Raw genomic sequence first — 23996 nt, 5'->3', positions numbered from 1 at the left:
CAGGAAAAGTTGACAGTAGTTTCCTCCAAGCCTATTTGCCCGTCAAGCAATGCAACATTACCAGCTTCACATTCACGTTATTTTACTGTCAGCTCGGCTACTTTTAGCGCAATTTGCTTGCGAATTGCCGACAATTTCACCGCACGCTCGGCATGCCAAGGCATTGGACGCAGCAAAGACATCGCTTTAAGCCCTAAACGAGCGGTTAAAATACCAACACCGATGCCCTGACCTGCCCTTGCCGAGAGCTTACCCGCCAGATCCATCGACATTAAATCCATACCGGCATCGATCGCTAATTCACTCGCGCCAGCCGCTGCCATGTTGACTAACGTCGACTTAAACAGTTGCAAACGAGACCAATAACCTAACTCGATACCATACACATCAGCTAAATTGTCGATCATTTTGAAATTTCGCCAAGCCACCAATAGCATATCCGCTGCCGCTAGCGGGCTGATTGCCACCAACGCCGCTGATTCGGTTGCATGACGAGTGACAATTGCTGTCGCGCGTTTATCTTGTTCAGCCACTACGATTGCATCATACATATCGAGAATTTCCGCATCGCTGTGTGACGGATTAACACCATTTAGCCAGCGATCGTAGCTTGGCGTTTCAGGCTTCACTCCACTGTCGTGAGCGAGCTTCTCACAAAACGCTTTGCCTTGCCCAACACTGTCACTTTGCAACAGCGCTTCACTCGCCTCTTGGATAGAAAAGTGATTACGTAGGCGGCGTAATTTCCAAAGCTCTTTGCCTATCGCGCCTAAACCTAACGCAGCAATAGCCGAGATAAAGCCAGCCCAGCCCAGCGCTAACCAATCTGCGCTTTGCACCGCTTGAACCACGGAATCGACCGCTTGCCAACCAACCAGCGCCGCAAAGCTTGTAAGCAAACCAGCGGCTAACCATTTACGCCCTTTCTTAGGACGAATAATCTTATCTAGTTGCTGTTCGCTGTCAGTTTCGCTTTGCTCATTTTCAGCACTAGCGTCAATATTTATAGGCACAAATTTATCAGTAGTGGCAAACTGCTGCTGCGCGTTTAACTCGATATTAGTATTCAAATCCGCTTGTAGAGGCTCACTGAAAACCTGCTTAGATTTATATTCACTCATTTCAGTTTGTCTCCTAATAGGTATTGCAGTGCTTTGTCGATACGAATGTGCGGTAACGGCTCATCTTGATGGCTTGCCATTGGTTTAAATGCTGTAAATTCAAAGCCTTTATTGTGCCAATAATCTGCCGCTGGCAATTTCTTCGGCACTTCACCCGGGTAAACCGTTAGTGCATGACCATCAAGTGCGGTGCCCTGCAGCGCCGGAATAGATTGCTCACCACTGGCAATAAAACCGCTTTGCGTGGCTTGAATCGATGCCATCGACATGCAGCTCATCTCTATATTTTCAAAAGATGCGCTCTGCCACGCAGGGTGCACCATTTGCTGCAGCAATGAGACCAAATTCGCATGCTGATCCGGCGTAACATGATCAGCCTTGGTAGCGGCAAACAAGATCTTATCAATGCGCGGCGCAAATAAGCGTTTAACTAAGTTACTGCGTCCATAGCGAAAGCTATGCATCAGTTGCTCTAGAGCGTTGCGCATATCCATAAAAGACTCATAACCAGCGTTGAGGGGCTGCAAGCAATCCACTAGCACAATTTGACGATCAAATGTCGAGAAATGATGCTTATAAAACGCCTTCACCACCTTGTTTTGGTATTCCTGATAGCGTGCTTTTAGCATCGCAAGGTTAGAATCGCGCCCCGCCTTATGCTCTTGGTCAAAGCGAATAGGGAAAAACTGCAACACAGGCGCTCCTTCCAACTCGCCCGGCAAAACAAATCGCCCCGGCTGCACCCAGTGCAGACCATGATCTTTACAGGCGTGAAGATAGTCGGTGTAGCTCTTTGCCACCGATTGCAGCTTCATTTCATCTGCTTCGCTATCAATATCAATTTGCTCTAACGCCGCCAGCCATGGCTTGGCAAGTTCAAGACGTTTACCTGTTAGCACCGCAAACTGGCTCTGTGACCATTGGTGAAAATCCATATCCAGCAGGGGTAAATCCAACAACCATTCGCCTGGATAATCAATAATGTCTAAATGCAAAGTGCTGGTGCTGCCCAATAACTTTTTGGTGGTTTTGGTTGGTTTGTATTTGATTGCTAGCCTGATTTCGCTCACGTCACGAGTCGGCTCAGGCCAATTAGGCTCGCTGCCGTGTAGTTGGCTCATCGCTTCATCATAAGCAAAGCGCGGCACCATCATGTTTGTTTGTGGCTCACGTTTTGCGCCAATCACACGCTTATCACGCACCGCATGCAAAAGTGGCAGTTTATCGTGAGTCGATGTATGAAGCAGTTGGTTAACAAGTGAGGTGATAAAGGCAGTTTTCCCCGCTCGCGACAGACCTGTTACCGCCACGCGCACGTGCGAATCCATACTACGATGCAGAAAATCATTCACTTCTTGTTTAATACTCTTCATTGAATCTCTCATGGTTGCTTAACTATCACTAGCGTAACTAAAGCTATATTAATCGTGGATGAACAAAAAACCTCTGATAGAAATCAGAGGTTTTACGTAAAGTCTTACCAAATGCCGGTAAAAAGCGAAAATGAAACGTGAGACAAGGTCTAGTCGTCTTCAATCAACTTGTAGATTACAAATAGTGCGATCTCTAGCAAGACAAATAGCACACACGTGATAGTGACGTACTTTTCATCAAAAATACTGATCCCGTGTAGGATTAAGTCATACCCAACGAAAAAGGCAACAACGGCTGCGATAATGATTTGAAGGATCTGAATAAAGCGTGGCATGAATTCTCCTAGTTCTTATTGTGATTTATTACTCTAGTAGCTTATGCCGATAGCTAAGTGACTGCAAGACAAAGCCCTAAGAGTATTGTCAGTGTAGAGACAAAAAGTGCAGCAATTGCTGCACTTTACATCTATAGTTAAAAGCTAACTAGGCTTCCATCTCTTGGATTTTAACTTTCCAAGTATCCGGACCAATTTGGTGCGCGTTAGCACCACGTGAGTCAACCGCAACCGTCACTGGCATATCTTCCACTTCAAACTCGTAGATTGCTTCCATGCCAAGATCTTCAAACGCCACTACGCGCGCTTTCTTGATCGCTTTCGCCACTAGGTAAGCCGCGCCGCCGACAGCCATTAGGTAAACCGACTTGTGTTGCTTAATAGATTCTACCGTTGCAGGACCACGCTCAGCTTTACCAATCATGCCCATAATGCCCGTCTGCTCTAGCATAAGGTCAGTAAACTTATCCATACGAGTCGATGTTGTCGGACCCGCAGGACCAACGACCTCATCGCCAACCGCATCAACAGGACCTACGTAGTAAATAAACTTGCCTTTAAAATCGACACCTTCCGGTAAGCCTTCACCACTCTCTAGCATGGTTTGAATGCGCTTATGCGCAGCATCACGACCAGTTAAGATCTTACCTGAAAGCAGAACGGTTTCGCCGGTTTTCCACTCCATCGCTTCTTCTTTAGTGATGGTGTCTAGGTTTACGCGGCGCGTGTTTTCACCCGCTTCCCAAGTAATATCTGGCCAATCTTCTAGCTTAGGTGGCGTCAACTCAGCAGGACCGCTGCCATCTAGAGTAAAGTGCACGTGGCGAGTTGCCGCGCAGTTAGGGATCAAACACACTGGCTTAGAAGCCGCATGGGTTGGCGCCGTTTTGATTTTCACGTCAACCACTGTGGTTAAACCGCCCAAACCTTGTGCACCAATGCCAAGACGATTAACACGATTAAAGATATCCAAACGCAGCTCTTCTTCTGCATTTTGTGGGCCGCGCTCAATCAGCTCATGAATATCAATGTGCTCCATCAAAGACTCTTTAGCCAGCACGGCTGCTTTTTCTGCGGTTCCACCAATACCGATACCTAACATACCTGGTGGACACCAACCTGCGCCCATTAGCGGCAGCGTTTTCTCTACCCACTCGGCAATATCATCGGATGGGTTGAGCATCACCATCTTAGTTTTGTTTTCACTGCCGCCGCCTTTGGCCGCAATTTGAATTTCGACTTTATCGCCCGGCACCATGTTTATGTGCACCACGGCTGGCGTATTGTCTTTGGTGTTAATGCGCTTACCGGCCGGGTCTTTTAGTACCGAAGCGCGCAGCGGGTTATCAGGATTGGTGTAAGCTTGGCGCACACCTTCATCAACCATTTGCTGCACGGTCATGTCTGTATCGTCCCATTGCACTGCCATGCCAATGTTAACGAAACAAGTCACGATACCCGTGTCTTGGCAGATTGGTCGGTGACCTTCTGCAGACATACGTGAGTTAATTAAAATCTGGGCGATGGCATCCTTTGCCGCTTGGCTCTGCTCACGGTGGTAAGCTTGTTCTAGGGCTTGAACGAAATCGAGTGGATGGTAATAAGAAATGTATTGAAGAGCGTCAGCTACGCTGCTGATCACATCCTCTCTGCGGATTACTGTCATTACTTGCCTCTTTTTGCTTCCGTTATCCCCGCTTTGTTAAATATTGCTTCCGACAATCCAACAAAACTTTGTCATCCGATTTTATTCTAAGTAGCGGGTTCTATTTTGGTTATGATACTCTTGCTTTTCCCAACACGCCACGCAGTGAACGATCTCTTTGTCACAATTTAAACAAATGAATAACACACAACCAAATCGCTTACAGATCAACCAGATTGAATACTCAAATCAGTTAGCTCAAACGCTGTTTGCGCCTATCTCGACGCAAAATTGGGCGATGTTACTGCGCTCTGCTTCACAGCAACACGTCGACAGCCGATTTGATATTTTGGTAGCTAACCCGCTGGTTACCTTAGTGACTCACGGTGACGATACCCATGTGTGTAGTGGCAACGACAATTATCACTCGCAGCAAGACCCTTTTCAGCTTATCGAGCAAGAACTTGCAAGCCAACTTGGTACACTCGATTATCAAGGTGAACTGCCTTTTATTGGCGGCGCACTAGGCTACTTCGCTTATGACTTAGGTCGCCGGGTTGAAGCGTTACCAAGCCTTGCCGAGCACGATCTCACCAGCCCAGATATGGCTGTTGGCATTTACGAGTGGGCGGTGATCGTTGACCATAAACAGCAACAAGCGTGGGTTGTTGGGCAAAACATTGAGCAGCATTGGCAATGGCTGCAATCACAACAAGCAACAGATGAAGCACCCTTTGCCTTAACCGCTGATTGGCAATCCAATATGAGTAAGGCGCAGTACGAGCAAAAGTTTGCTCAAGTACAAGAGTACCTGCTTTCAGGTGATTGTTACCAAATCAACCTCGCACAGCGCTTTAGTGCCAGTTACCAAGGCTCGGAATGGCAAGCGTACTGCCAATTAGAGCAAGTAAACCAAGCGCCTTTTTCTGCTTTTGTCAGAACTGAGCACAGCGCGATTTTAAGTGTTTCGCCAGAGCGATTTTTGCAAGTAAACCACGGTATTATTGAAACCAAACCCATCAAAGGCACCCGCCCAAGATTTAGCGATCCTGAACAAGATCTCGCTTCAGCCAACGAGCTGGCTGCAGCGGAAAAAGACCAAGCAGAAAACCTGATGATTGTCGATTTGCTGCGTAATGACGTTGGACGTGTGGCAAAACCTGGTACTGTGCATGTGCCTAAACTGTTCGATATCGAAAGCTTCCCTGCGGTGCATCATCTTGTTAGTACCATCAAGGCTGAGCTGGATGAGAAATATCACTGCTTAGATTTGTTACGCGCCAGCTTCCCTGGCGGCTCGATTACCGGCGCACCGAAAGTGCGCGCAATGGAAATTATCGAAGAACTTGAGCCGCACCGACGCAGCGCCTACTGCGGTAGCATTGGTTACATCAGCCGTCATGGCCGTATGGATACCAGTATTACGATTCGTACACTGGTGGCAGAAAATGACAAGTTACATGTTTGGGCCGGCGGCGGTTTAGTGGCTGATAGCCAAGCGGATTCGGAATATCAAGAGACGTTTGATAAGTTGAGTCGGATTTTGCCGGTATTATCGTGAGGGGGTTTTTCCCTTTCATATCCTACCCTGTCATTCCCGTGGAAGCGGGAATCTCTTTTGTAAAATCAGTATGTTTTGAGATGAGCGCGGTGGTTTGTCCCGCTTTAAGTGTTGAAGTTCTCTTTACGCTCAATACCAGCGGGCCAGTTACTCTTTGTCTTGCCAAAGAGTAACCAGAAACTCGCTTTTGTATCTTTGCCTTTGTCCGGCCGGTTTTAGGCGTTCCCGACGCCGAAAACCTAAAAATACGTCCTGTATTTTTGCCTATTCTTGCGGTTGTATTGGCTAGTAAACTATTAATATCCGTTACTTATAACAGGTTATAATTCATTAAAAAGCTTAGTTTCTCTGAAATAATCGCGATAAACTTAGACTAACGGAGCAAATATAGAACCTTGTTCTGGAGTAAAAAGTCTTTGGTACAGCTTACACGCTTCCGTATCTGTCATAGAAGAAATGTAATCCGCTATTACACGATCTAAGCTAGCCTCTTCAGATAATTTCTCTTGAACAATTTTTGGTAAAAGCGCGTACGGTTTTGATTTAAGCGCTAAGAAAATATCAGTAATTATTTTTTGACCTTTAAACTCCAGCGTTTGAACACTAGGTTGAGATATTACTTGCTCGTAAACGAAATCTTTGAAAGAACCAAGTATTTCTTGTCTTTCACTATCCATCGTACACTGGAAATCCAATAGTGGACTTTCGAACTTATCCTGTTTACTTATTGTCGTCCCGTTTACTAGTGCATTAATAATGCAGCTAATAGCAGCTTTAGTATCTTCTAAGCGACAAGATGCTAATTTATTCGAAAGGTAATTCTTATTAGTGCTACCCCATCGCTTAGTAACGAATATAGATAGTTCCTCAAGTTCATGGGCGAGTTTTTCACATACTTCATCTCGATGTAAAAGCTGCATGACTAGCGCATCTTCAAGGTCATGGATACCGTATGCGATGTCATCAGCACACTCCATGATACTTGTGTCAAACGATTTGAATTGAGATTTCAGCTTACCTTTTACTTCTCTAACAGATGTAAATAGCTCCTTATCTCGATCAGTAAATGGGCTTAGTACCCAATCTAGCGTTTCGCTTTCTGTATCGTGAATACATTTTGGAGGTGACCAATTTCCGATATCTATATCAGCAATTTTTTCTGATTTTGGGTATTGGCGGTTCAACTGGCTATGAAGTACAGGGTACTTGATAACACCTAGCAGGGTACGACGCGTGAGGTTATAGCCAAAGTCGCTCGAATATTCACCAAGCTTAGTTAATATTCGAAATGTTTGCCCATTGCCTTCAAACCCTCCATCACCATGTAGAAAATAGTTGAGAGTCCTTTCTCCATTGTGACCGAATGCAGGGTGACCTAAATCATGAGCTAAACAAATTGTTTCAATTAAAGGGATTGGTGCGAGCCATTTTTTACTTGGACAGTCTCTTTGTTCGGCAATAAATTTTAGGCGATGAGTTATCGAGTTACCTACTTGAGCTACTTCCATTGAATGGGTTAATCGAGTTCTGAAAAAGTCACATTCACCAACACCGTGTACTTGAGTTTTAGATTGAAGCCTACGAAAAGCTACGGAGTTAATCACCCTACTTTGATCTATTCTGTACAAATACTCGTGCTCAGTATCCGAATTTCGTTTTCTATCACTTTGACGTATTACCCATTCATCCATGATCTATACCCTTTAAATATGCAACAAAGTTAAACCACTCTACCAGATATTAACGTAGCCTTACTAGTACATACTTCAGGAATTATTGCATCCGTACTTGCAAAGAAATCGCCAGAACTATACCTAAAAGAAGTAACTCAACTAGGTAAAAATACAGGAAGTATTTTTAGGTTTTCGGTGCCGGGAACACCTAAAACCGACCGGACAACACCAATGAACCAAAAGCGCCTTTCTGGTTACTCTTTGGCAAGACAAAGAGTAACTGGACTGCCTGCATAAAATGCAAAGATAGCGACAAAGCTATAAGCAGGACATAGGACATGCAACAACCCCATGCCACAGCACCAACACTCAAACCGCTAGAAACTAACGCATCTGTGCTTGTAAAAGAAACAGTTAGAACTATCCCTAAGAGAAGTAACGCACTAGGTAAAAATACAGGAAGTATTTTTAGGTTTTCGGTGTCGGCAACACCTAAAACCGACCGGACAACATCAGTGAACCCAGAGCGCCTTTCTGGTTACTCTTTGGCAAGACAAAGAGTAAATGGATTACCTGCATAAAAAGCAAAGATAGCGATAAAACGATAAGCAGGACATACAAAAGAGCGAGCAGAGATTGGAATACGCCCACTCGCTATTCATTTTCCGAAGAAACTTTACCCTTTCTAAAATACTTCAGCCCCATCCAAACTAGATAAACCGCCACCCCAACGATGAGCGTAGAACGAAGAAGAATTGGTGCATCATGCTCTAATTGGTGAACATGCGGACCGATACTGGCAAACAGTCGGCTGGTAAAAAGTAGCCCCATAACTAGCAGAAAAATTTTGTTCATGTGTTCGCCCTTTCGATAGATGCATGCCACAGAACAATCTTGACCAGATCCAACCTTGCTCTGCGCGGATTAAAAAGCATGCGCCTCTATACCCTCATCGTCAACGCCACATCCCATCTAAAGCCAGTAAGCTTACATTGCATTTCTGAAAGGGCTTATTGCGTCTGTCCCTACAAAAGGAACTGCCAGAATTAAGCATAAGAGAAGTGAACCACTAGGTAAAAATACAGGATGTATTTTTAGGTTTTCGGTGTCGGGAACACCTAAAACCGACCGGACAACATCAGTGAGCCAAAAGCGCTTTTCTGGTTACTCTTTGGCAAGACAAAGAGTAACTGGACTGCTGACATAAAAAACAAAGATAGCGATGAGGCTTAAAGCAGGACATACCACTGTATGTTGACTAAGAAAGTATCGATACTCAAAAAAGTGAAACATCACACCCACTTCTCAATCATCGATTTAAGATCCGCCGCGGTATACGGCTTAGTCAAAATATCATCCATTCCACTATCGATGCACTTTTCACGCTCTTCCAAGGTGGTACCAGCGGTAAGCGCTACAATCGGTCGAGTATAATTGTGTTCTCTTAAATAGCTGGTAGCCTCAAAGCCATCCATTTCCGGCATACGACAATCCATAAAGATCAAATCGTAACTGCCCTGTTCTACTGCCTTTAACGCTTCAAGCCCATTTACTGCGGTATCTGGCACAATCGAGAGTTTTTTCAGCATCTGGTTAATAATGATTTGGTTCATGCGAATATCATCGACCACCAAAATAGCGAGGCTATCGAGCGCACGTTGCTCCTGCTCGTTTTGACCATCGCGAATAACGGCTACACTTGCAGTTTCAAGCGGTAAAACAATAGTAAACTCACTGCCAACACCTACTTCACTCTCTAGCTTGATACTACCTGCCATCAACTCAACTAAATTTTTACAAATAGCCAGCCCCAAGCCTGTTCCTTCATAGGTTCGCTTTGCGGTTCTATCTGCTTGAACAAAGGGATCGAACAATCGCTCTTGTGCACGTGCTTCTATTCCACAACCGGTATCAGTCACCGTAACTTGTAGCTCTGTCTCGTGCCAACTCGCCACCACTTCAACCTTACCGGAGGCAGTGAACTTCACCGCATTACCAATCAAGTTAACCAAGATCTGGCTAATACGCTCAAAATCACCGACAAAGGCTGGTGGCATTGATGTGGCTTCTTCGATTAGAAATAGGATCTGCTTTTCTTGCGCTTTGGGCGAAAAAATCCCCTCTAGCATTTGCTTCATTTCATGCCAAGTGAACTTGCTGGGGAAAAGCTCCATCATCCCGGCACTTATTTTACTGAAATCAAGCAGGTCATTGATGATATGACGCAGCAGATCGCCTGAATGAGTAAGGTTGACCAACATGGTACGTTGATCTGGGTTAAGTGGGGTATCAGAGAGCAGTTCAGCGCTACCCAGAAGACCATTAAGCGGCGTGCGCAGCTCGTGGTTTATCATCGCCACGAACTCTTTAGTCGCCCTTTCAGATTCTTCAGCACGCTTGCGCGCCATTTGAGTTTTGGTCACCATCAGTTGGCGACTAATCGCACTACAAATCAGCTCAACAACCAGCTCCATCTGACTTTGAATAAAGTCGAGCTCGATATCATTGGGCTCAATGTCGACGGTGAACTCTCCCACCATTCCACGTTCAATTTTTAACGGCAGAGATAGTCGATTTCCCTCCCACTTAGGTTTGGCGCTTTTCACCAGTGGAGCTTGATAGGAATATGAACCAAATTCTGTCGCAATAACACTGGGAAGTAAGTCAGGCTTTAGGTATAAGCCAACGTCGCTGAGTAACTTACAAGCTTTGACACGCTCAACAAAGCTCGACAGCAATCCATCATCTAATGTGCGGCTTAAAAATGAACGTCCAAAGTGGATAAGAGAGGCGCTGATATAACCTTCTAACTCAAGCTTTTGCAATCCTTTGAGGTTTTGGTTTTCTAATTGGTCGAGCACCAGCTTAAGTTGTTGATTAGCCTCGTACAGCTCCAAGCTTTTTTGTTCCAATAGCATCTCAGCCTGCTTACGTGAGGCTTTTTCTCGAGCGATTTTCCTTTCCAGAGCACTATTGGTCATTGCTTTACTCGACTACTCAATTTGTTCCTAAGCATCTCTTCCTTATCACACTAGCGTGAGATGAAAACGAACATGGCTGTTGTTGGAGGATTGATCATCCATCGCGATTTCCAGTTGCTCGTTAAAGTGATCGGCACAGCCCTGCACTAACCCTAAACACACATGCGACATACAGCGCGCGCTTTTATAATCAAAAACCAGTTCGGTTTCACTTTCAGAGATAAACTCAAACTTAGGTGGATTTGCTTCTGGATAGAGCTTTTTGACCTCGATATGGATGTAATCTTCCACTAAACGGACAAATTGGAAGCTGTTCTTACACTCGTGCAAACTAGCAGAATTAGGTAACGTGGAATAAAGGTTATTAAATACTGATTGGCCAAACACTTGTTGTAGTGTTTCCGGTGGAAGCTCGGTGATTTCACTCAGTTTGACGATAAGTTTAACCAAATCACGATGATCATAGCTTCCAACGGCGGTATATACTCCCTCGTCACCGGCACCATCCAACACCTGATCCAACACTTCTAAGCCAAATTTATCTTCAACCAAGTCCATAAACTCGGTAAATATGATTCCTTTCATCTGACCGCCTTTTTATGTTATACCCAAGTAAAGTTTCGATGCTCACAACTCAAAGCATGATCCATAAAAACGGCTTTTTCAAATAGATACGGGAGGAATTGTGCGCTTACCCACCAGTCGAGATGCGTTAATTCAACACTTTCAATTTAAGCAACCAGTTCCATACCATGAAGGTTCGCTAAGACGGCTCGCGTTGTTGCAAGATACACCCCTGCGCAAAGCCGCCGTTTTAATAGGGTTTGTTGAACGAGATGGCGCACTGCACGTGCTATTTACTAAACGGGCTAACCACTTAAAGCATCATCCCGGGCAGGTTAGTTTTCCTGGTGGCAAGTTTGAGCCAAGTGATAACTCTTTAATGCAAACTGTGTTGCGTGAGACGTTTGAAGAAATTGGCGTTACAGCCAACAAAATTGACGTTTTTGGGCAAATGGCGGCGTTACCAACCATTAGCCGTTTTTCTGTCACACCCTATTTAGCTTTTATTCAAGCAGACTACCAAACTCGTATCGACCAAAACGAAGTCGATGAGGTGTTTGAGGTGCCACTTGAGATTATTTTAGATCCGCAACAGCTCAAAAGTAGTACGTTTTTTATCAACCAAGATCAGCATAAGGTGTTCGGTATCAACTACGGTCAGCACTTTATTTGGGGGATGACGGCACAAATCATTCAAGCATTACAAGCGCAACTAGTATAAAAATAATTCACTTCGCGAATTTAGTCTCTTTTTGACATTTCATACGGTTAAAACGGGCGTTTGACGCAAACGCTTGCTATGAACAAAATAAATACAGCTCATCATTTTAATAAGTTTTTCTAATGCGAGGCATTAAGAAAAATCACGTGTAGCACGTCATTTTCGTGACAAAAAACTCCTTTTTGGAATATCATTAGCGCATCCCCATCGTTTTATGATTTAGATCTAATTTTTATGTAATTCTTTCTTGCAGAATTGCACCCGACTTATTTCCTGTTCCCAAAAAATGAGTATCCCAAATATGAACTCTACTACTACTTCAGCTGCGGCTGAGCAATCGTCTAGTAAGTTTACTTACAAAGACTTCACTTGGTGTCTATCACTATTCGGTACTGCGGTAGGTGCAGGTGTACTATTCCTACCTATCAAAGCAGGTGCTGGCGGTTTCTGGCCTCTAGTTGTTCTTGCTCTAATTGCAGCACCAATGACTTGGTTTGCACACAAATCACTAGCTCGTTTCGTTCTTTCTGCAAAGAACCCAGAAGCAGACATCACTGATACTGTTGAAGAACACTTCGGTAAAACTGGCGCGAACCTAATCACTTTCGCTTACTTCTTCGCTATTTACCCTATCGTTCTTATCTACGGTGTTGGTATCACTAACACGGTTGACTCTTTCCTAGTTAACCAAATGGGTATGGAATCAATTCCTCGCTGGCTACTTTCTGGCGCGCTTATCCTTGCGATGACTGCGGGCGTAGTATTCGGTAAAGAGCTAATGCTGAAAGCAACTTCAGCGATGGTTTACCCACTAGTATTCATCCTACTAGCTCTATCTGTATTCCTAATTCCTGATTGGAACACTTCAATGATGTCAGTTGCACCAGACTTCAGCTCTATGCCTGTAGTTGTTTGGCTAGCAATTCCAATCATCGTGTTCTCATTCAACCACAGCCCTGTTATCTCTCAGTTCTCAAAAGAACAACGCATGAACTTCGGTGACGACGCAGTTAAGAAAACTGACGCTATCACTGGTGGCGCTGCGATGATGCTAATGGGCTTCGTTATGTTCTTCGTGTTCTCTGTTGTTCTATCTCTATCTCCAGAGCAACTAGCAATGGCACAAGAGCAAAACATCTCTGTACTATCTTACCTAGCTAACGTACACGACAACCCAATCATCTCTTACATGGGTCCTGTTGTTGCTTTCGCTGCGATTACTTCTAGCTACTTCGGTCACTTCCTAGGTGCACACGAAGGTCTAGTAGGTCTAATCAAATCTCGTTCTTCTACTCCGGTAAGCAAGATCGAGAAAGGTTCTCTAATCTTCATCGTTATCACTACTTGGATCGTTGCAATTGTTAACCCAAGCATCCTAGGCATGATTGAAACAATGGGCGCACCAATGATCGCGGCTATCCTGTTCATCCTACCTGTATTCGCGATGCACAAAGTACCAGCAATGGCTAAGTACAAAACTTCAGCACCTGTACAGCTTTTCACAGTTATCTGTGGTCTTGCAGCGATTACTTCTGTAATCTACGGCGCTCTTTAATTACCAGCCCTTATAACTGGTAGCTAAAGCAAAAAAGTATAATGAAATTAAGCCTCCCTTTTGACGGGAGGCTTACTTATGAGGTAATCGATATGATTAGTGTTTTTGACATCTATAAAATCGGCGTTGGTCCTTCTAGCTCACACACTGTTGGTCCAATGAAAGCGGGTAAAGAATTTATTGATGATCTTCGTTCAATGGGAAAATTGCGCGACATCACTAAAATCACCGTTGACGTTTATGGATCACTATCACTGACAGGGAAAGGTCACCACACAGACATCGCTATCATCATGGGTCTTGCTGGCAATACCCCTGAGAAAGTAGATATCGACTCTATTCCGGGCTTTATTGCTCGCGTAGAAGAAACTGAGCGCCTTCCTGTTGGCATGCACTGTCACACAGTATCGTTCCCTAAAGATGGTGGTATGAACTTCCATACTACTAACTTATCGCTACACGAAAACGGCATGCAGATCCACGCGTGGATTGATGACGAAGTAGCATACTCTAAGACTTATTACTCAATCGGTGGTGGTTTCATCGTCGATGAAGAGAACTTCGGTAAAGAAGAAGAGAACCCAATCAAGGTTCCTTACACATTCACGACTGCTGAAGAGCTAGTGAACCAGTGTAAAGAGCACGGTCTTTCTATCAGTACTTTGGTAATGAAGAACCAAGCGGCACTTCACTCTGACGAAGAATCTCGCACTTACTTTGCTAACATTTGGAAAACAATGCGCGAAGGTATGGATCGTGGTATGAATACAGAAGGTATTCTACCTGGACCACTACGTGTACCTCGCCGTGCAGCAGCACTGCGTCAACAGCTACTAACGTCAGAGAAAACCTCTAACGATCCAATGGCAGTTGTAGACTGGGTAAACATGTTTGCTTTCGCAGTTAACGAAGAAAACGCAGCTGGCGGTCGTGTTGTAACGGCTCCAACTAACGGCGCATGTGGCATCATCCCTGCTGTTCTAGCGTACTACGACAAGTTCATCCAAACCGTAACTGAAAAAGATTACATCCGTTACTTCGCAGCTTCTGGCGCGATCGGTGGTCTTTACAAGCGTAACGCTTCTATCTCTGGTGCTGAAGTAGGCTGTCAGGGCGAAGTTGGCGTAGCATGTTCTATGGCGGCGGCTGGTCTTGCTGAGCTTATGGGCGGTAGCCCAGAGCAAGTATGTATGGCGGCTGAAATCGCGATGGAGCATAACCTAGGTCTAACTTGTGACCCAGTTGCTGGTCAGGTTCAAGTACCATGTATCGAGCGTAACGGTATTGCTGCAGTAAAAGCAATCAACTCAACGCGCATGGCACTTCGTCGTTCATCTGCACCAACAGTATCTCTAGATAAAGTTATCGAGACGATGCTAGAAACTGGTAAAGATATGAACGCGAAATACCGCGAAACTTCTCAAGGTGGTTTGGCAATTAAAGTTATCTGCTAACTTTAATAGTGATCACCAGTCGAAATATTATTAGAGTCATACTCTATTGATATATTTGACGATATAATGGCGACTCTTGAGGTCGCCATTTTTGTATCAGTCCAGTTCAATACATAACTGAGATTGAACATTGCAGTATCAATGAGGCTATATGATTGCAATCAAGCCGGCTAAGTTAAAAGATTTTGCCAGTTTAATGCAGCTTGAAGTGTTGGCAGAGCAAAAAGCCGCTCACCTACCCTTTGAGCAGGCTTACCATAACCGTTCCAAATATGAAGTGATTCTCGCGCTGTATGCCGAGCAGCACCCTATTGGCTATTTAGTCCTAGATAAAGCATTTTCCCACTCGGCTACGTTTGCCCGAAGACACGAGCTCGCGTTGAAATACATGGTGTTAGATAAGCGTTACCAACGCCAAGGGTGGGGTCGTAAGGCTATGCAGAAGCTGTTTGTCTACGCAAATGCTATCGATGCCAACAGTGACTCACTGTGCGTCACTTTGCCTGCTGCTGATGAAGCGTCACAAAAGTTTTTTGCCGCGGTCGGTTTTAGTGAAGAAGCTAAGCTGTTTTATGGGAAAAACGGCAAAGAGCGCATTATGCGCCATCGATTATAAAAGCCAATCTGAGATTGGCTTTTATAAGAGTTAAGGGGTTATTCCCCTTTATAAATGCAGCCTGCCGTGCAGGTTTCTTTGATTTCAACTTTACTTAGCAAAGGTAATGAAGGTTTTAGTTGCTGCCAGATCCATTTCGCCAGCACTTCACTTGTTGGGTTTTCCAAACCTTCAATATCGTTGAGATAATAGTGGTCAAGGCGATCATAGATCGGTTTGAATGCAGACTTGATCTCCGAAAAATCAATCACCCAGCCAGTATGCGGATCCACTTCCCCTTCAACGTAAAGACGAACTAAAAAAGAGTGTCCATGTAGACGACCGCACTTATGCCCTTCTGGAACATGAGGCAAATGATGCGCGGCTTCAAACATAAACTCTTTGTACAACTCTGTTTTCATCTCGGTTACCCAACTAAAAATTGATGTCACATCTTAGCGGACTTGCTGTTTCATCTCTACCGCATGAAGGAGACTTATTTTGTCTTATTTGCTTAAATAATTTCATTATTTTACACATCGAATTATATCTGCGTCGATTTTTTGTCGTCACGACAACAGAATGACCACATGTTAATCACATCACAATTACAATAACCCCACCTCGTGCATGGTCACAATAAAAACACCTTATTGTAACAACACTTGCGTCAGTTCCTTAAACTTGTTACGTCCATTCTAATAAAAAGTAACTTTTCATGCGCTCAACAATTACTTTTAAGCTCTTAGTCGCGTTAGTACTGGTTTTTGGTTGTGTACTCGCGGTCTCAACTTTCTATCAATACAAGCAACAAAAAGAACTTATTCACGACGTCTTAAGCGAACAACTACACGATAAAGCAAGCAATTACTTCGATAGTCTCAATATGATGATGCTTACCGGCACCATGTCACAAAAAGAGACCTTACGCGAAAAAGCCATGGCTCAAGATGGCATCGAAGAGGTGCGCGTTTTACGCGCCGAAGCTGTGAACAAAATCTATGGTCCTGGCGGTGCAAATCAAGCGCCCGTTGATGAGATTGATAAACGCGCCCTCGCGGGTGAATTGGTAATTGAACCGATCCAATCCGATTGGGGCAAAGGTTTGGTCGTCGCTCTACCGATGAAATCTAGCCTGAACTATCGCGGAACCAACTGTGTGGGCTGCCACGCAGCGCCAGAAGGCGAAGTACTGGGCGCGATTCGCCTTGAGTACAATATGAACCACGTCAATTCCATGGTCAGCAAACAGGCGATGATCGCCGTGGCTATCATGTCCTCTATCACTTTCATCGGTTTCGTTTTGACTATGGCGCTAACGCGCAAAATCGTTGTCACACCATTACAAGCTGCTTCTAAGTTTATGTCACAGGTTTCTGAGTCAAAAAATCTCTCCGGTCGTTTAGAGTCAAAGCAGCAAGACGAGATTGGATTGCTAACCAACTCGATTAACTCGTTTATGGATACCGTAAGTGACAGTCTGCACAAGGTGCAACAAACCACCCACTCTCTCTCCAGCTCTGCCAGTCGTTTGACTGACGTAGCACAATCTACCGATGACGCCGCGAATAACCAACAAGCAGAAACCAATGATGTTCAGAGCAACATTAACAATATGCTTGAGCAACAAAGCCATACCGAGCAAGCAACCCAAGAAGCGACCTCTTTGGTCAATCACACCGTTGAAGTGGTGACGCAAAGTGCGGCAAGCGCGCACAGTGCTAGCGAGGACATCAAACAACTTGTAGGCTCGATTGATAATGTTAAAGAGAAAATCACCTCGCTCAACGATCAGACAACCGAAGTGTCTTCGATTCTGGAAGTGATTAGCGGCATCGCTGAACAAACCAACTTGTTGGCGCTGAATGCAGCTATTGAAGCGGCGCGCGCGGGTGAACAAGGGCGTGGCTTTGCCGTCGTTGCAGAGGAAGTGCGTAACTTAGCAGCACGCACCGCTGAAGCCACCGGAAATATTGAAAGCATCATCGAGCAATTCCAACAAGGCAGCCAAGAATCGCTGGCGTCAGTTGACCAAGTTTGCGCCCAAGCCCATCAACGCTCTGAAGATGTAGAAAGCTTGTCGACCACTATGCACGAAGTGGTTAATGAAATGCATCAAGTGCTTGATCATACGAGAGAGATACAACAGAAGACACATACAACATCTTCGGTTAGCCACCACATTCAAGGTAAAGTGGATACCATTACCTCTCATGCTGATGATACCTCGCAATTGGCCTCACAAACGCGGGATATTAGCCTAGACTTAGAGCAGCTCTCCGAGCGTCTCGAGCAACTTATCAACCAATTTTCGTTAGGTCACAGCCATGACGTAAAAAAATAGCGGAATTATCGACGCGAAATCGATAATAAAGGTTGAAGCAATCGAATTGACAGGTAATATGTTCATTCGATGAAAAAGTAATGACAACCCAATGTTTTGGCGAAATTTCGGTCAAATGACTGCAAGATTCATCGCTCAGACATTGGGTTAAATTTTTACCCTAATCCTCAATGGAGATTATTGTTAACATGACTTACGCGCCTGTAAAAGACGTACTGAGCGGTAAGCTAGCAGTAGACAGTGAAGTAACTGTTCGCGGCTGGATCCGTTCGCGTCGTGATTCCAAAGCTGGAATTTCTTTCCTTGCCATCTATGACGGCTCTTGTTTCGACCCGATTCAGGCCGTGGTCCCTAATAATCTTAATAATTACAACGACGAAGTGCTAAAGCTAACCACTGGCTGCTCTGTTGAAGTAACTGGTAAGGTTGTGGATTCACCTGCTGCTGGTCAAGCATTCGAACTTGCTGCAACTGAAGTTAAAGTTGTGGGTTGGGTTGAAGATGCTGATACTTACCCAATGGCGAAAACTCGTCACTCTATTGAGTACCTACGTGAAGTTGCTCACCTACGCCCACGTACTAACGTAATGGGTGCAGTAGCACGTGTTCGTAACTGTCTATCGCAAGCTATTCACCGTTTCTACCACGAGCAAGGCTACTTCTGGGTTTCTGCTCCTCTAATCACAGCTTCTGATGCAGAAGGTGCTGGTGAAATGTTCCGCGTTTCTACGCTAGACATGGAAAACCTACCTCGCACTGATGAAGGTAAAGTTGACTACAACGAAGATTTCTTCGGTAAAGAGACTTTCCTAACAGTATCTGGTCAGCTAAACGCTGAAGCTTACGCTTGTGCACTGAGCAAAGTTTACACGTTTGGTCCAACTTTCCGTGCTGAAAACTCAAACACCAGCCGTCACCTAGCGGAATTCTGGATGGTTGAGCCAGAAGTTGCGTTCGCAGAACTAGACGACGTAGCAAAACTTGCAGAAGACATGCTGAAGTTTGTTTTCAACGCAGTACTAGCGGAATGTCGTGATGATCTTGAGTTCTTCGCTCAACGCATCGACAAAGAAGCGATTACTCGTCTAGAGCAATTTGTTTCTTCTGATTTTGCTCAAGTTGACTACACTGACGCAATCCAAATTCTTCTTGATTCAGGTCGTGAGTTCGAATTCCCAGTTGAATGGGGTATCGACATGTCTTCTGAGCACGAGCGTTACCTAGCTGAAGAACATTTCAAAGCGCCAGTAATTGTTAAGAACTACCCGAAAGACATCAAAGCATTCTACATGCGTGCTAACGATGACGGTAAGACTGTAGCGGCAATGGACGTACTAGCACCTGGTATCGGCGAAATCATCGGTGGTTCTCAGCGTGAAGAGCGTCTAGAGATCCTAGATGCGCGTATGCGTGAGGTAGGTATCGATCCTGAGCACATGAGCTGGTACCGCGACCTACGTCGTTACGGCACAGTGCCACACGCAGGTTTCGGTCTAGGCTTTGAGCGTCTAGTATCTTACGTAACTGGTATGGGCAACGTTCGTGACGTGATCCCATTCCCACGTACACCACGCTCTGCAAACTTCTAAGCCATTTGACTTAGACGTTACAAGTATCTAAGAGACCTCCTTCGGGAGGTCTCTTTTGTTTTGGGCAGATATTATAAAGTTACATGCGAGCACTTTAATCGCGACAGACACGCCCATCATCACTTCTGCTTTGGATCTACTCTATCCTGGGCGCGAGTTGCCAATTTTACGCCCAGTAAACACAAGCCAAACATCACAAACGGGATGGCTGCTGCGGTGTACTCTACCCATGCAAACTGCACAAAAGATTTGGTTAAAATCAAATGACCGACGATCACCAATAACGCACTGATGATTGCCACGCCAATAAGTAATATTTGATTGTTCACTTGCTGCTTTTCCATAGTGTACTCCTTATTCTCTCAATAAAAGCAGTGCACCACATTTTTGGGGAGACGACGTAATACAGTTTTAAACAAAAATGACTAAACAGTTGCTTCCTTTAGCGCTAAGCGAAGTAAATCACCCATTTGTTTAATCGCTTGTTCCGTTTCAGCTAAGTGAGCAAATGTAGTATTGAGGCGCACAAAACCGTCACATTCACTATTGTTAGCAAACAAGCTACCGCTAGCCACAGTGATCTCATATTCCGCTAACTGCTGGCTTAGCTTCTCACCACTTACACCATCTGGCAGTTTTAACCAAAGAAAATAACCACCTTGGGGCCGAGTGAACTCTACTGAACTTGGCATATATCGACGCAACATATCAGCCATGTGCTGGGTACGCTGGTGTAGGGTCTTGCGCAGCCTACGCAGGTGATTATCAAAGCTGCCGTGCTGCAGATAGTGAGCGATGCCCAGCTGAATAGGCGCACTGCCTGAAAGCGTCGACATCATCTGCAGTTTTTGAATCGGTTGATGAAAGCGTTTTGATACCACCCAACCAAGGCGATATCCCGGACACAAACTCTTTGACAGAGAGCAGCAATGCAGCACTTGTTCTTGCTGCCCATTATCAAATGACTTCAAGCTACTTGGCTTATCTTGCGCAAAGTAAAGCTCACCATAAACATCATCTTCAATCAGATGAACCTGATGTTTTCGCGCTAATTCCACAATCTTTTGTTTGCTAACATCACTCAAGCTCTGCCCGGTTGGATTGTGAAAGTTACTCATGAGCCAACAAGCTGTTACATTGTGTTGGCTAAAAGCTTGTTCTAACTGCACCAAAGCTGAGGTTTGATTGCTATGCAGCGCCAAAGGAATTGCCTTTAAGCCTAGCCGCTCGACACATTGCAAAGCGCCATAAAATGTTGGCATTTCTATTACCACCGCATCACCGGGTTTGGTGACAACTTGCATACTTAGATTAAGCGCTTCCAACGCGCCAGAGGTGATCACAATATCATCATGACTAATATTTAAACCTTGCTGGATGTAACGTTGAGCAATTGCCCTTCTTAGTCCCTCAATCCCCGGAGGCATGTGCGCCAAAATACTCTCGGGCTTGGCTCTGCGACCCGCACTGGCTAAACTGCGATTGAGCGCCTCCAAGGGAAAAAGGTTTGGCTCTGGAAAAGCAGAACCAAGTTTCAAGAACGGTTCTTGATTGTGGGATTTTAGAAACTCAAATAAGCGATCATTGAGCGAGGGATAGGTACACAAGGCGTCTTGCTTTGGGTCTTCAACTCGGTCGAGCTTTGCACTAACAAAATAGCCAGACTGCGGTTTGGCAACAATCCATCCTTGCGCTTCAAGCTGTTGGTAAGCTTGCAATACGGTACCCGTACTAACAGAGTGGCTGCGACTGATCACTCGAATCGAAGGCATCCGCTCCCCTGCTCGCCACGTGTCATGTTGAATTTGTTGCTTAATTAAATCTGCTAATTGCTGATATCGATTCATAATTCCCTCTGATGCAATCTCTCGCACCATAGCACAGACAAGATCAGAAATTCTCGATGCATAACGATTAGTGCAAAGTAATTAGTCACAATTCGAGCTAGCCAAGCAGCACGCAAAAGCGCAGTTTATATCCCATACTAGCAATAAAGAGCTAAACGACGAGGTGACGATGAAACAATTTACTTTGGATGATCTCTCTTACAACGGTGCCCATCAAGGAGTGCATAGCTGGAGTCACCCTGATGGCAGCAATCCTTACTTTTGGCACCCTGACTGGCTACATATTGCGGAAGACGCAATGGGACTGCATCCCAAAAAACAGCTCGACGTCCCACAAGGCGAAGTCGCCACACAGGAGCATGCCAAGCGAGCCATTATCGACCATCTCAACGAGAAGTAATTAATTCTCAATACGATGCCAACCAAAACGGTTGGCATCACATTATTTTTGCGCACATATGGTAGATTTACATAATAAGAGTGAACTACCTCAAGCCACACGATAAGCGACACTAATAATGAAAAAGTACAACGAAGACGATATTCAATACAAAGGTGAAACTAACGGCGTCCATGCTTGGACGACACCATCTGGACAACCTTACTACTGGCATCCTGATTGGCTGCATATCGCGCAAGAAGCGACCGGGCATCACCCTAAAGCAGAGATCGAAGTCCCTCATAATGAAACTGTCAGCAAAAAGCATGCATTAAACGCTATCTTAGCTGATTTAAACAACTGGGCGACTAAAGCTATGTCGAATAACCCAGACTTTGAAACTCACGCACACGAATCTCAAATTCAGCTCAAAAAGTAATGCTTTAAGCGGTCTTTTCTCGTGTGAAACTGACCGCTTTATCCAGAAAATAGCTCTTTCACTAATAAAAAGCCTCTATTCCCCTCAAACTCGGCAATAATGCGAGCCCTACTAGCACCATCGTTTAGTCACTAAACCCTTAAGCTACTTTAATTGACAATCAATTAGCGACTTTGGCATCCAAGACAAGATTATTAAGTTGGCACTTGTTTTCTAAGTTATGTCGGAAATCTCTGCCATTTATGGCGAGTGTTGTTTAGAAAAAATCCACGATTCATTTCCAATTTCACCAGCAGTGAATAAAATTTCTATTTTCTACCCATTTAGTGTTGTCACTTGTCACTCATAAAGGTATAAATATTCAGATCACAGTATTTATCCCTTCGATTAACATGGATGACGATTATGTTTGAAAAAGTAGTTGCAGCGCCAGCAGACCCTATCCTTGGTCTTACTGAAGAGTTTAAAAAGGACCCTCGCGCCGAAAAAATTAACCTTGGTGTAGGTATTTACAAAAACGAGCAAGGTGAAACCCCTGTACTTGCTACAGTAAAAAAAGCAGAAGCTGCATTGGTTGAAACTGAAAAAACCAAGTCTTACCTAACAATCGAAGGCACCGCAGAATACGGTCTTGCAGTGCAAAAACTGCTATTTGGCAATGACTCTGCAATCGTGGCAGAGCAACGTGCGAAAACGGCACAAGCACCAGGTGGTACAGGCGCACTTCGCGTGGCTGGCGAATTCATTAAACGCCAACTTGGCGATGTGAAAATCTGGATCAGCAACCCTACATGGGCAAACCACATCGGTGTATTTACCGCTGCTGGTCTTGAAACAGCACAATACAGCTACTACAACGCGGAAACCAAGGATAAGGACTTCGCAGCAATGGTAGCGGATCTAGAGCAAGCAAACGCTGGTGATATCGTACTACTACACGGCTGCTGCCATAACCCAACGGGTATTGATCCAACAGCAGATGAGTGGGAAGCACTAGCAAAACTTGTCGCAGAGAAAAAACTACTGCCACTGTTTGATTTTGCTTACCAAGGTTTCGGCTCTGGCGTAGAAGAAGATGCAGCAGGTCTACGTACTTTTGCTAAGTACAATAAAGAGATTTTGGTTGCGAGCTCATTCTCGAAAAACTTTGGCTTATACAACGAACGTGTTGGTGCATTTACTCTTGTTGGTGAGTCTGCCGATGTTGCTACTACCGCATTTTCTCAAGTAAAAGCTATCATTCGCTCTATCTACTCTAACCCACCAGCACACGGTGCGGCAGTCGTAAACTACATTCTAAACGACGCAGATCTTCGTGAAGAATGGGAAGCGGAAATTAAAGAGATGCGCGATCGCATTCAAGAAATGCGTGAATTGTTTGTCGCAACACTAAAAGAGCAAGGTGTTGATGCCGACTTTAGCTTTATCGAACGTCAAAATGGCATGTTCTCTTTCTCTGGTTTGAGCAAAGAGCAAGTAACACGCCTTAAAGATGAATTTGGTATCTACATTGTTGGCTCAGGTCGTATTAGCGTTGCTGGTATGACAAAAGCAAACATGCTACCGCTTTGCCAAGGCATTGCAGCAGTACTGTAAGATTCCCTATCAACATGACCCGTCCTGATATGGGTTGACACTTTTTAGTTAAAACGCTCGGTGTACTTCATCGGGCGTTTTGTATTTTAGCGCTGTATGAGGCCTCATCTGATTATAGATTTCTACTGACTCAGCGACCATTTTTCTTGCTTGAGCTACATCTTTAGGCTTTCGCAAGAGATATTCCATTTTCAAAATGCCGTTCACCCTCTCTGCCAACGCAT

General features: G+C 44.8%; 23 protein-coding genes. 11 read left to right on the top strand and 12 right to left on the bottom strand.

Translation table 11 applies throughout. From position 1 onward, the window contains the following. Positions 1-77: 77 nt before the first annotated feature. From DPF93_RS15770 to DPF93_RS15755, 4 genes are all read right to left on the bottom strand, one after another. A complete protein-coding gene (locus DPF93_RS15770; protein WP_114767080.1) occupies positions 78-1121 on the bottom strand; it encodes a YcjF family protein in 1044 nt (347 codons plus the stop codon). Then, on the bottom strand, positions 1118-2494 hold the full coding sequence (locus DPF93_RS15765) for a YcjX family GTP-binding protein (protein WP_114767079.1): 1377 nt from the start codon (positions 2492-2494) through the stop codon (positions 1118-1120). The genes DPF93_RS15770 and DPF93_RS15765 overlap by 4 nt, the downstream gene beginning before the upstream one ends. A gap of 149 nt (positions 2495-2643) precedes the next feature. Then, positions 2644-2829, bottom strand: coding sequence for a hypothetical protein (locus DPF93_RS15760; RefSeq protein WP_114767078.1), 186 nt, complete (start codon positions 2827-2829; stop codon positions 2644-2646). Between the two features lie 148 nt (positions 2830-2977). Continuing rightward, on the bottom strand, positions 2978-4495 hold the full coding sequence (locus tag DPF93_RS15755) for a fumarate hydratase (RefSeq protein ID WP_114767077.1): 1518 nt from the start codon (positions 4493-4495) through the stop codon (positions 2978-2980). Positions 4496-4670: 175 nt separating this feature from the next. On the opposite strand from DPF93_RS15755, the gene pabB reads away from it, so the two are divergent. Continuing rightward, positions 4671-6035: an aminodeoxychorismate synthase component 1 gene (gene pabB / locus DPF93_RS15750; RefSeq protein WP_114767076.1), complete on the top strand. Its 1365-nt coding sequence runs from the start codon at positions 4671-4673 to the stop codon at positions 6033-6035. A 368-nt stretch (positions 6036-6403) separates the two neighbouring features. On the opposite strand, the gene DPF93_RS15745 is transcribed toward pabB, so the two are convergent. Beyond that, positions 6404-7726: an anti-phage deoxyguanosine triphosphatase gene (locus tag DPF93_RS15745; protein ID WP_114767075.1), complete on the bottom strand. Its 1323-nt coding sequence runs from the start codon at positions 7724-7726 to the stop codon at positions 6404-6406. Positions 7727-8046: 320 nt separating this feature from the next. Here DPF93_RS15745 and DPF93_RS21205 point away from each other — a divergent pair, with 320 nt between their 5' ends. After that, the gene (locus DPF93_RS21205; protein ID WP_123777560.1) at positions 8047-8289 is read left to right on the top strand and encodes a hypothetical protein; all 243 of its coding nucleotides are present in this window, start codon (positions 8047-8049) and stop codon (positions 8287-8289) included. Positions 8290-8362: 73 nt separating this feature from the next. Here the strand turns inward: DPF93_RS21205 and DPF93_RS15740 are convergent, their stop codons facing one another. The 3 genes from DPF93_RS15740 to DPF93_RS15730 form a co-directional block, all read right to left on the bottom strand. After that, complete coding sequence (locus DPF93_RS15740) at positions 8363-8563, bottom strand: hypothetical protein (RefSeq protein WP_114767074.1); 201 nt, start codon at positions 8561-8563, stop codon at positions 8363-8365. A 437-nt stretch (positions 8564-9000) separates the two neighbouring features. Further along, positions 9001-10689: an ATP-binding protein gene (locus DPF93_RS15735; protein ID WP_114767073.1), complete on the bottom strand. Its 1689-nt coding sequence runs from the start codon at positions 10687-10689 to the stop codon at positions 9001-9003. A 45-nt stretch (positions 10690-10734) separates the two neighbouring features. After that, complete coding sequence (locus DPF93_RS15730) at positions 10735-11274, bottom strand: heme NO-binding domain-containing protein (RefSeq protein ID WP_114767072.1); 540 nt, start codon at positions 11272-11274, stop codon at positions 10735-10737. A gap of 100 nt (positions 11275-11374) precedes the next feature. Between DPF93_RS15730 and DPF93_RS15725 the strand changes: the two genes are divergently transcribed. The 4 genes from DPF93_RS15725 to DPF93_RS15710 all read left to right on the top strand — a co-directional run bounded on the left by DPF93_RS15725 (position 11375) and on the right by DPF93_RS15710 (position 15599). After that, positions 11375-11974 carry a CoA pyrophosphatase gene (locus DPF93_RS15725; protein ID WP_114767071.1) on the top strand — a complete coding sequence of 200 codons (600 nt, stop codon included), beginning with the start codon at positions 11375-11377 and terminating at the stop codon, positions 11972-11974. Between the two features lie 301 nt (positions 11975-12275). Then, entirely contained in the window at positions 12276-13529 is a 1254-nt protein-coding gene (locus tag DPF93_RS15720) for an aromatic amino acid transport family protein (protein ID WP_114767070.1), read from the top strand. Positions 13530-13621: 92 nt separating this feature from the next. Continuing rightward, complete coding sequence (locus DPF93_RS15715) at positions 13622-14983, top strand: L-serine ammonia-lyase (RefSeq protein ID WP_075649054.1); 1362 nt, start codon at positions 13622-13624, stop codon at positions 14981-14983. A gap of 151 nt (positions 14984-15134) precedes the next feature. Next, positions 15135-15599: a GNAT family N-acetyltransferase gene (locus DPF93_RS15710; protein WP_114767069.1), complete on the top strand. Its 465-nt coding sequence runs from the start codon at positions 15135-15137 to the stop codon at positions 15597-15599. 38 nt (positions 15600-15637) lie between these two features. Here the strand turns inward: DPF93_RS15710 and queD are convergent, their stop codons facing one another. Next, on the bottom strand, positions 15638-16000 hold the full coding sequence (queD, locus tag DPF93_RS15705; RefSeq protein WP_114767068.1) for a 6-carboxytetrahydropterin synthase QueD: 363 nt from the start codon (positions 15998-16000) through the stop codon (positions 15638-15640). A 296-nt stretch (positions 16001-16296) separates the two neighbouring features. Here queD and DPF93_RS15700 point away from each other — a divergent pair, with 296 nt between their 5' ends. Further along, the gene (locus tag DPF93_RS15700; RefSeq protein WP_114767067.1) at positions 16297-17922 is read left to right on the top strand and encodes a methyl-accepting chemotaxis protein; all 1626 of its coding nucleotides are present in this window, start codon (positions 16297-16299) and stop codon (positions 17920-17922) included. 188 nt (positions 17923-18110) lie between these two features. Further along, positions 18111-19511, top strand: coding sequence for an asparagine--tRNA ligase (asnS, locus tag DPF93_RS15695; protein ID WP_114767066.1), 1401 nt, complete (start codon positions 18111-18113; stop codon positions 19509-19511). Positions 19512-19630: 119 nt separating this feature from the next. Here the strand turns inward: asnS and DPF93_RS15690 are convergent, their stop codons facing one another. Then, entirely contained in the window at positions 19631-19855 is a 225-nt protein-coding gene (locus DPF93_RS15690) for a hypothetical protein (protein ID WP_114767065.1), read from the bottom strand. Between the two features lie 81 nt (positions 19856-19936). Further along, positions 19937-21358, bottom strand: a complete 1422-nt coding sequence (locus DPF93_RS15685; protein ID WP_114767064.1) for an aminotransferase-like domain-containing protein — start codon at positions 21356-21358, stop codon at positions 19937-19939. A 169-nt stretch (positions 21359-21527) separates the two neighbouring features. Between DPF93_RS15685 and DPF93_RS15680 the strand changes: the two genes are divergently transcribed. From DPF93_RS15680 to DPF93_RS15670, 3 genes are all read left to right on the top strand, one after another. Beyond that, positions 21528-21758 carry a hypothetical protein gene (locus DPF93_RS15680; protein ID WP_114767063.1) on the top strand — a complete coding sequence of 77 codons (231 nt, stop codon included), beginning with the start codon at positions 21528-21530 and terminating at the stop codon, positions 21756-21758. A 118-nt stretch (positions 21759-21876) separates the two neighbouring features. After that, a complete protein-coding gene (locus DPF93_RS15675; protein ID WP_114767062.1) occupies positions 21877-22176 on the top strand; it encodes a hypothetical protein in 300 nt (99 codons plus the stop codon). Positions 22177-22581: 405 nt separating this feature from the next. Continuing rightward, positions 22582-23772, top strand: a complete 1191-nt coding sequence (locus DPF93_RS15670) for an amino acid aminotransferase (RefSeq protein WP_114767061.1) — start codon at positions 22582-22584, stop codon at positions 23770-23772. Positions 23773-23820: 48 nt separating this feature from the next. Here DPF93_RS15670 and DPF93_RS15665 read toward each other — a convergent pair. Beyond that, positions 23821-23996: integrase core domain-containing protein (locus tag DPF93_RS15665; RefSeq protein ID WP_164675380.1), on the bottom strand; the 176-nt coding region annotated here is incomplete at its 5' end.

This window comes from Vibrio rhodolitus (assembly GCF_003350325.1).
GTDB lineage: Bacteria > Pseudomonadota > Gammaproteobacteria > Enterobacterales > Vibrionaceae > Vibrio > Vibrio rhodolitus.
The sequence above is the reverse complement of the archived record's forward strand: the minus strand, read 5'-3'. Positions and strand labels throughout refer to the sequence as shown.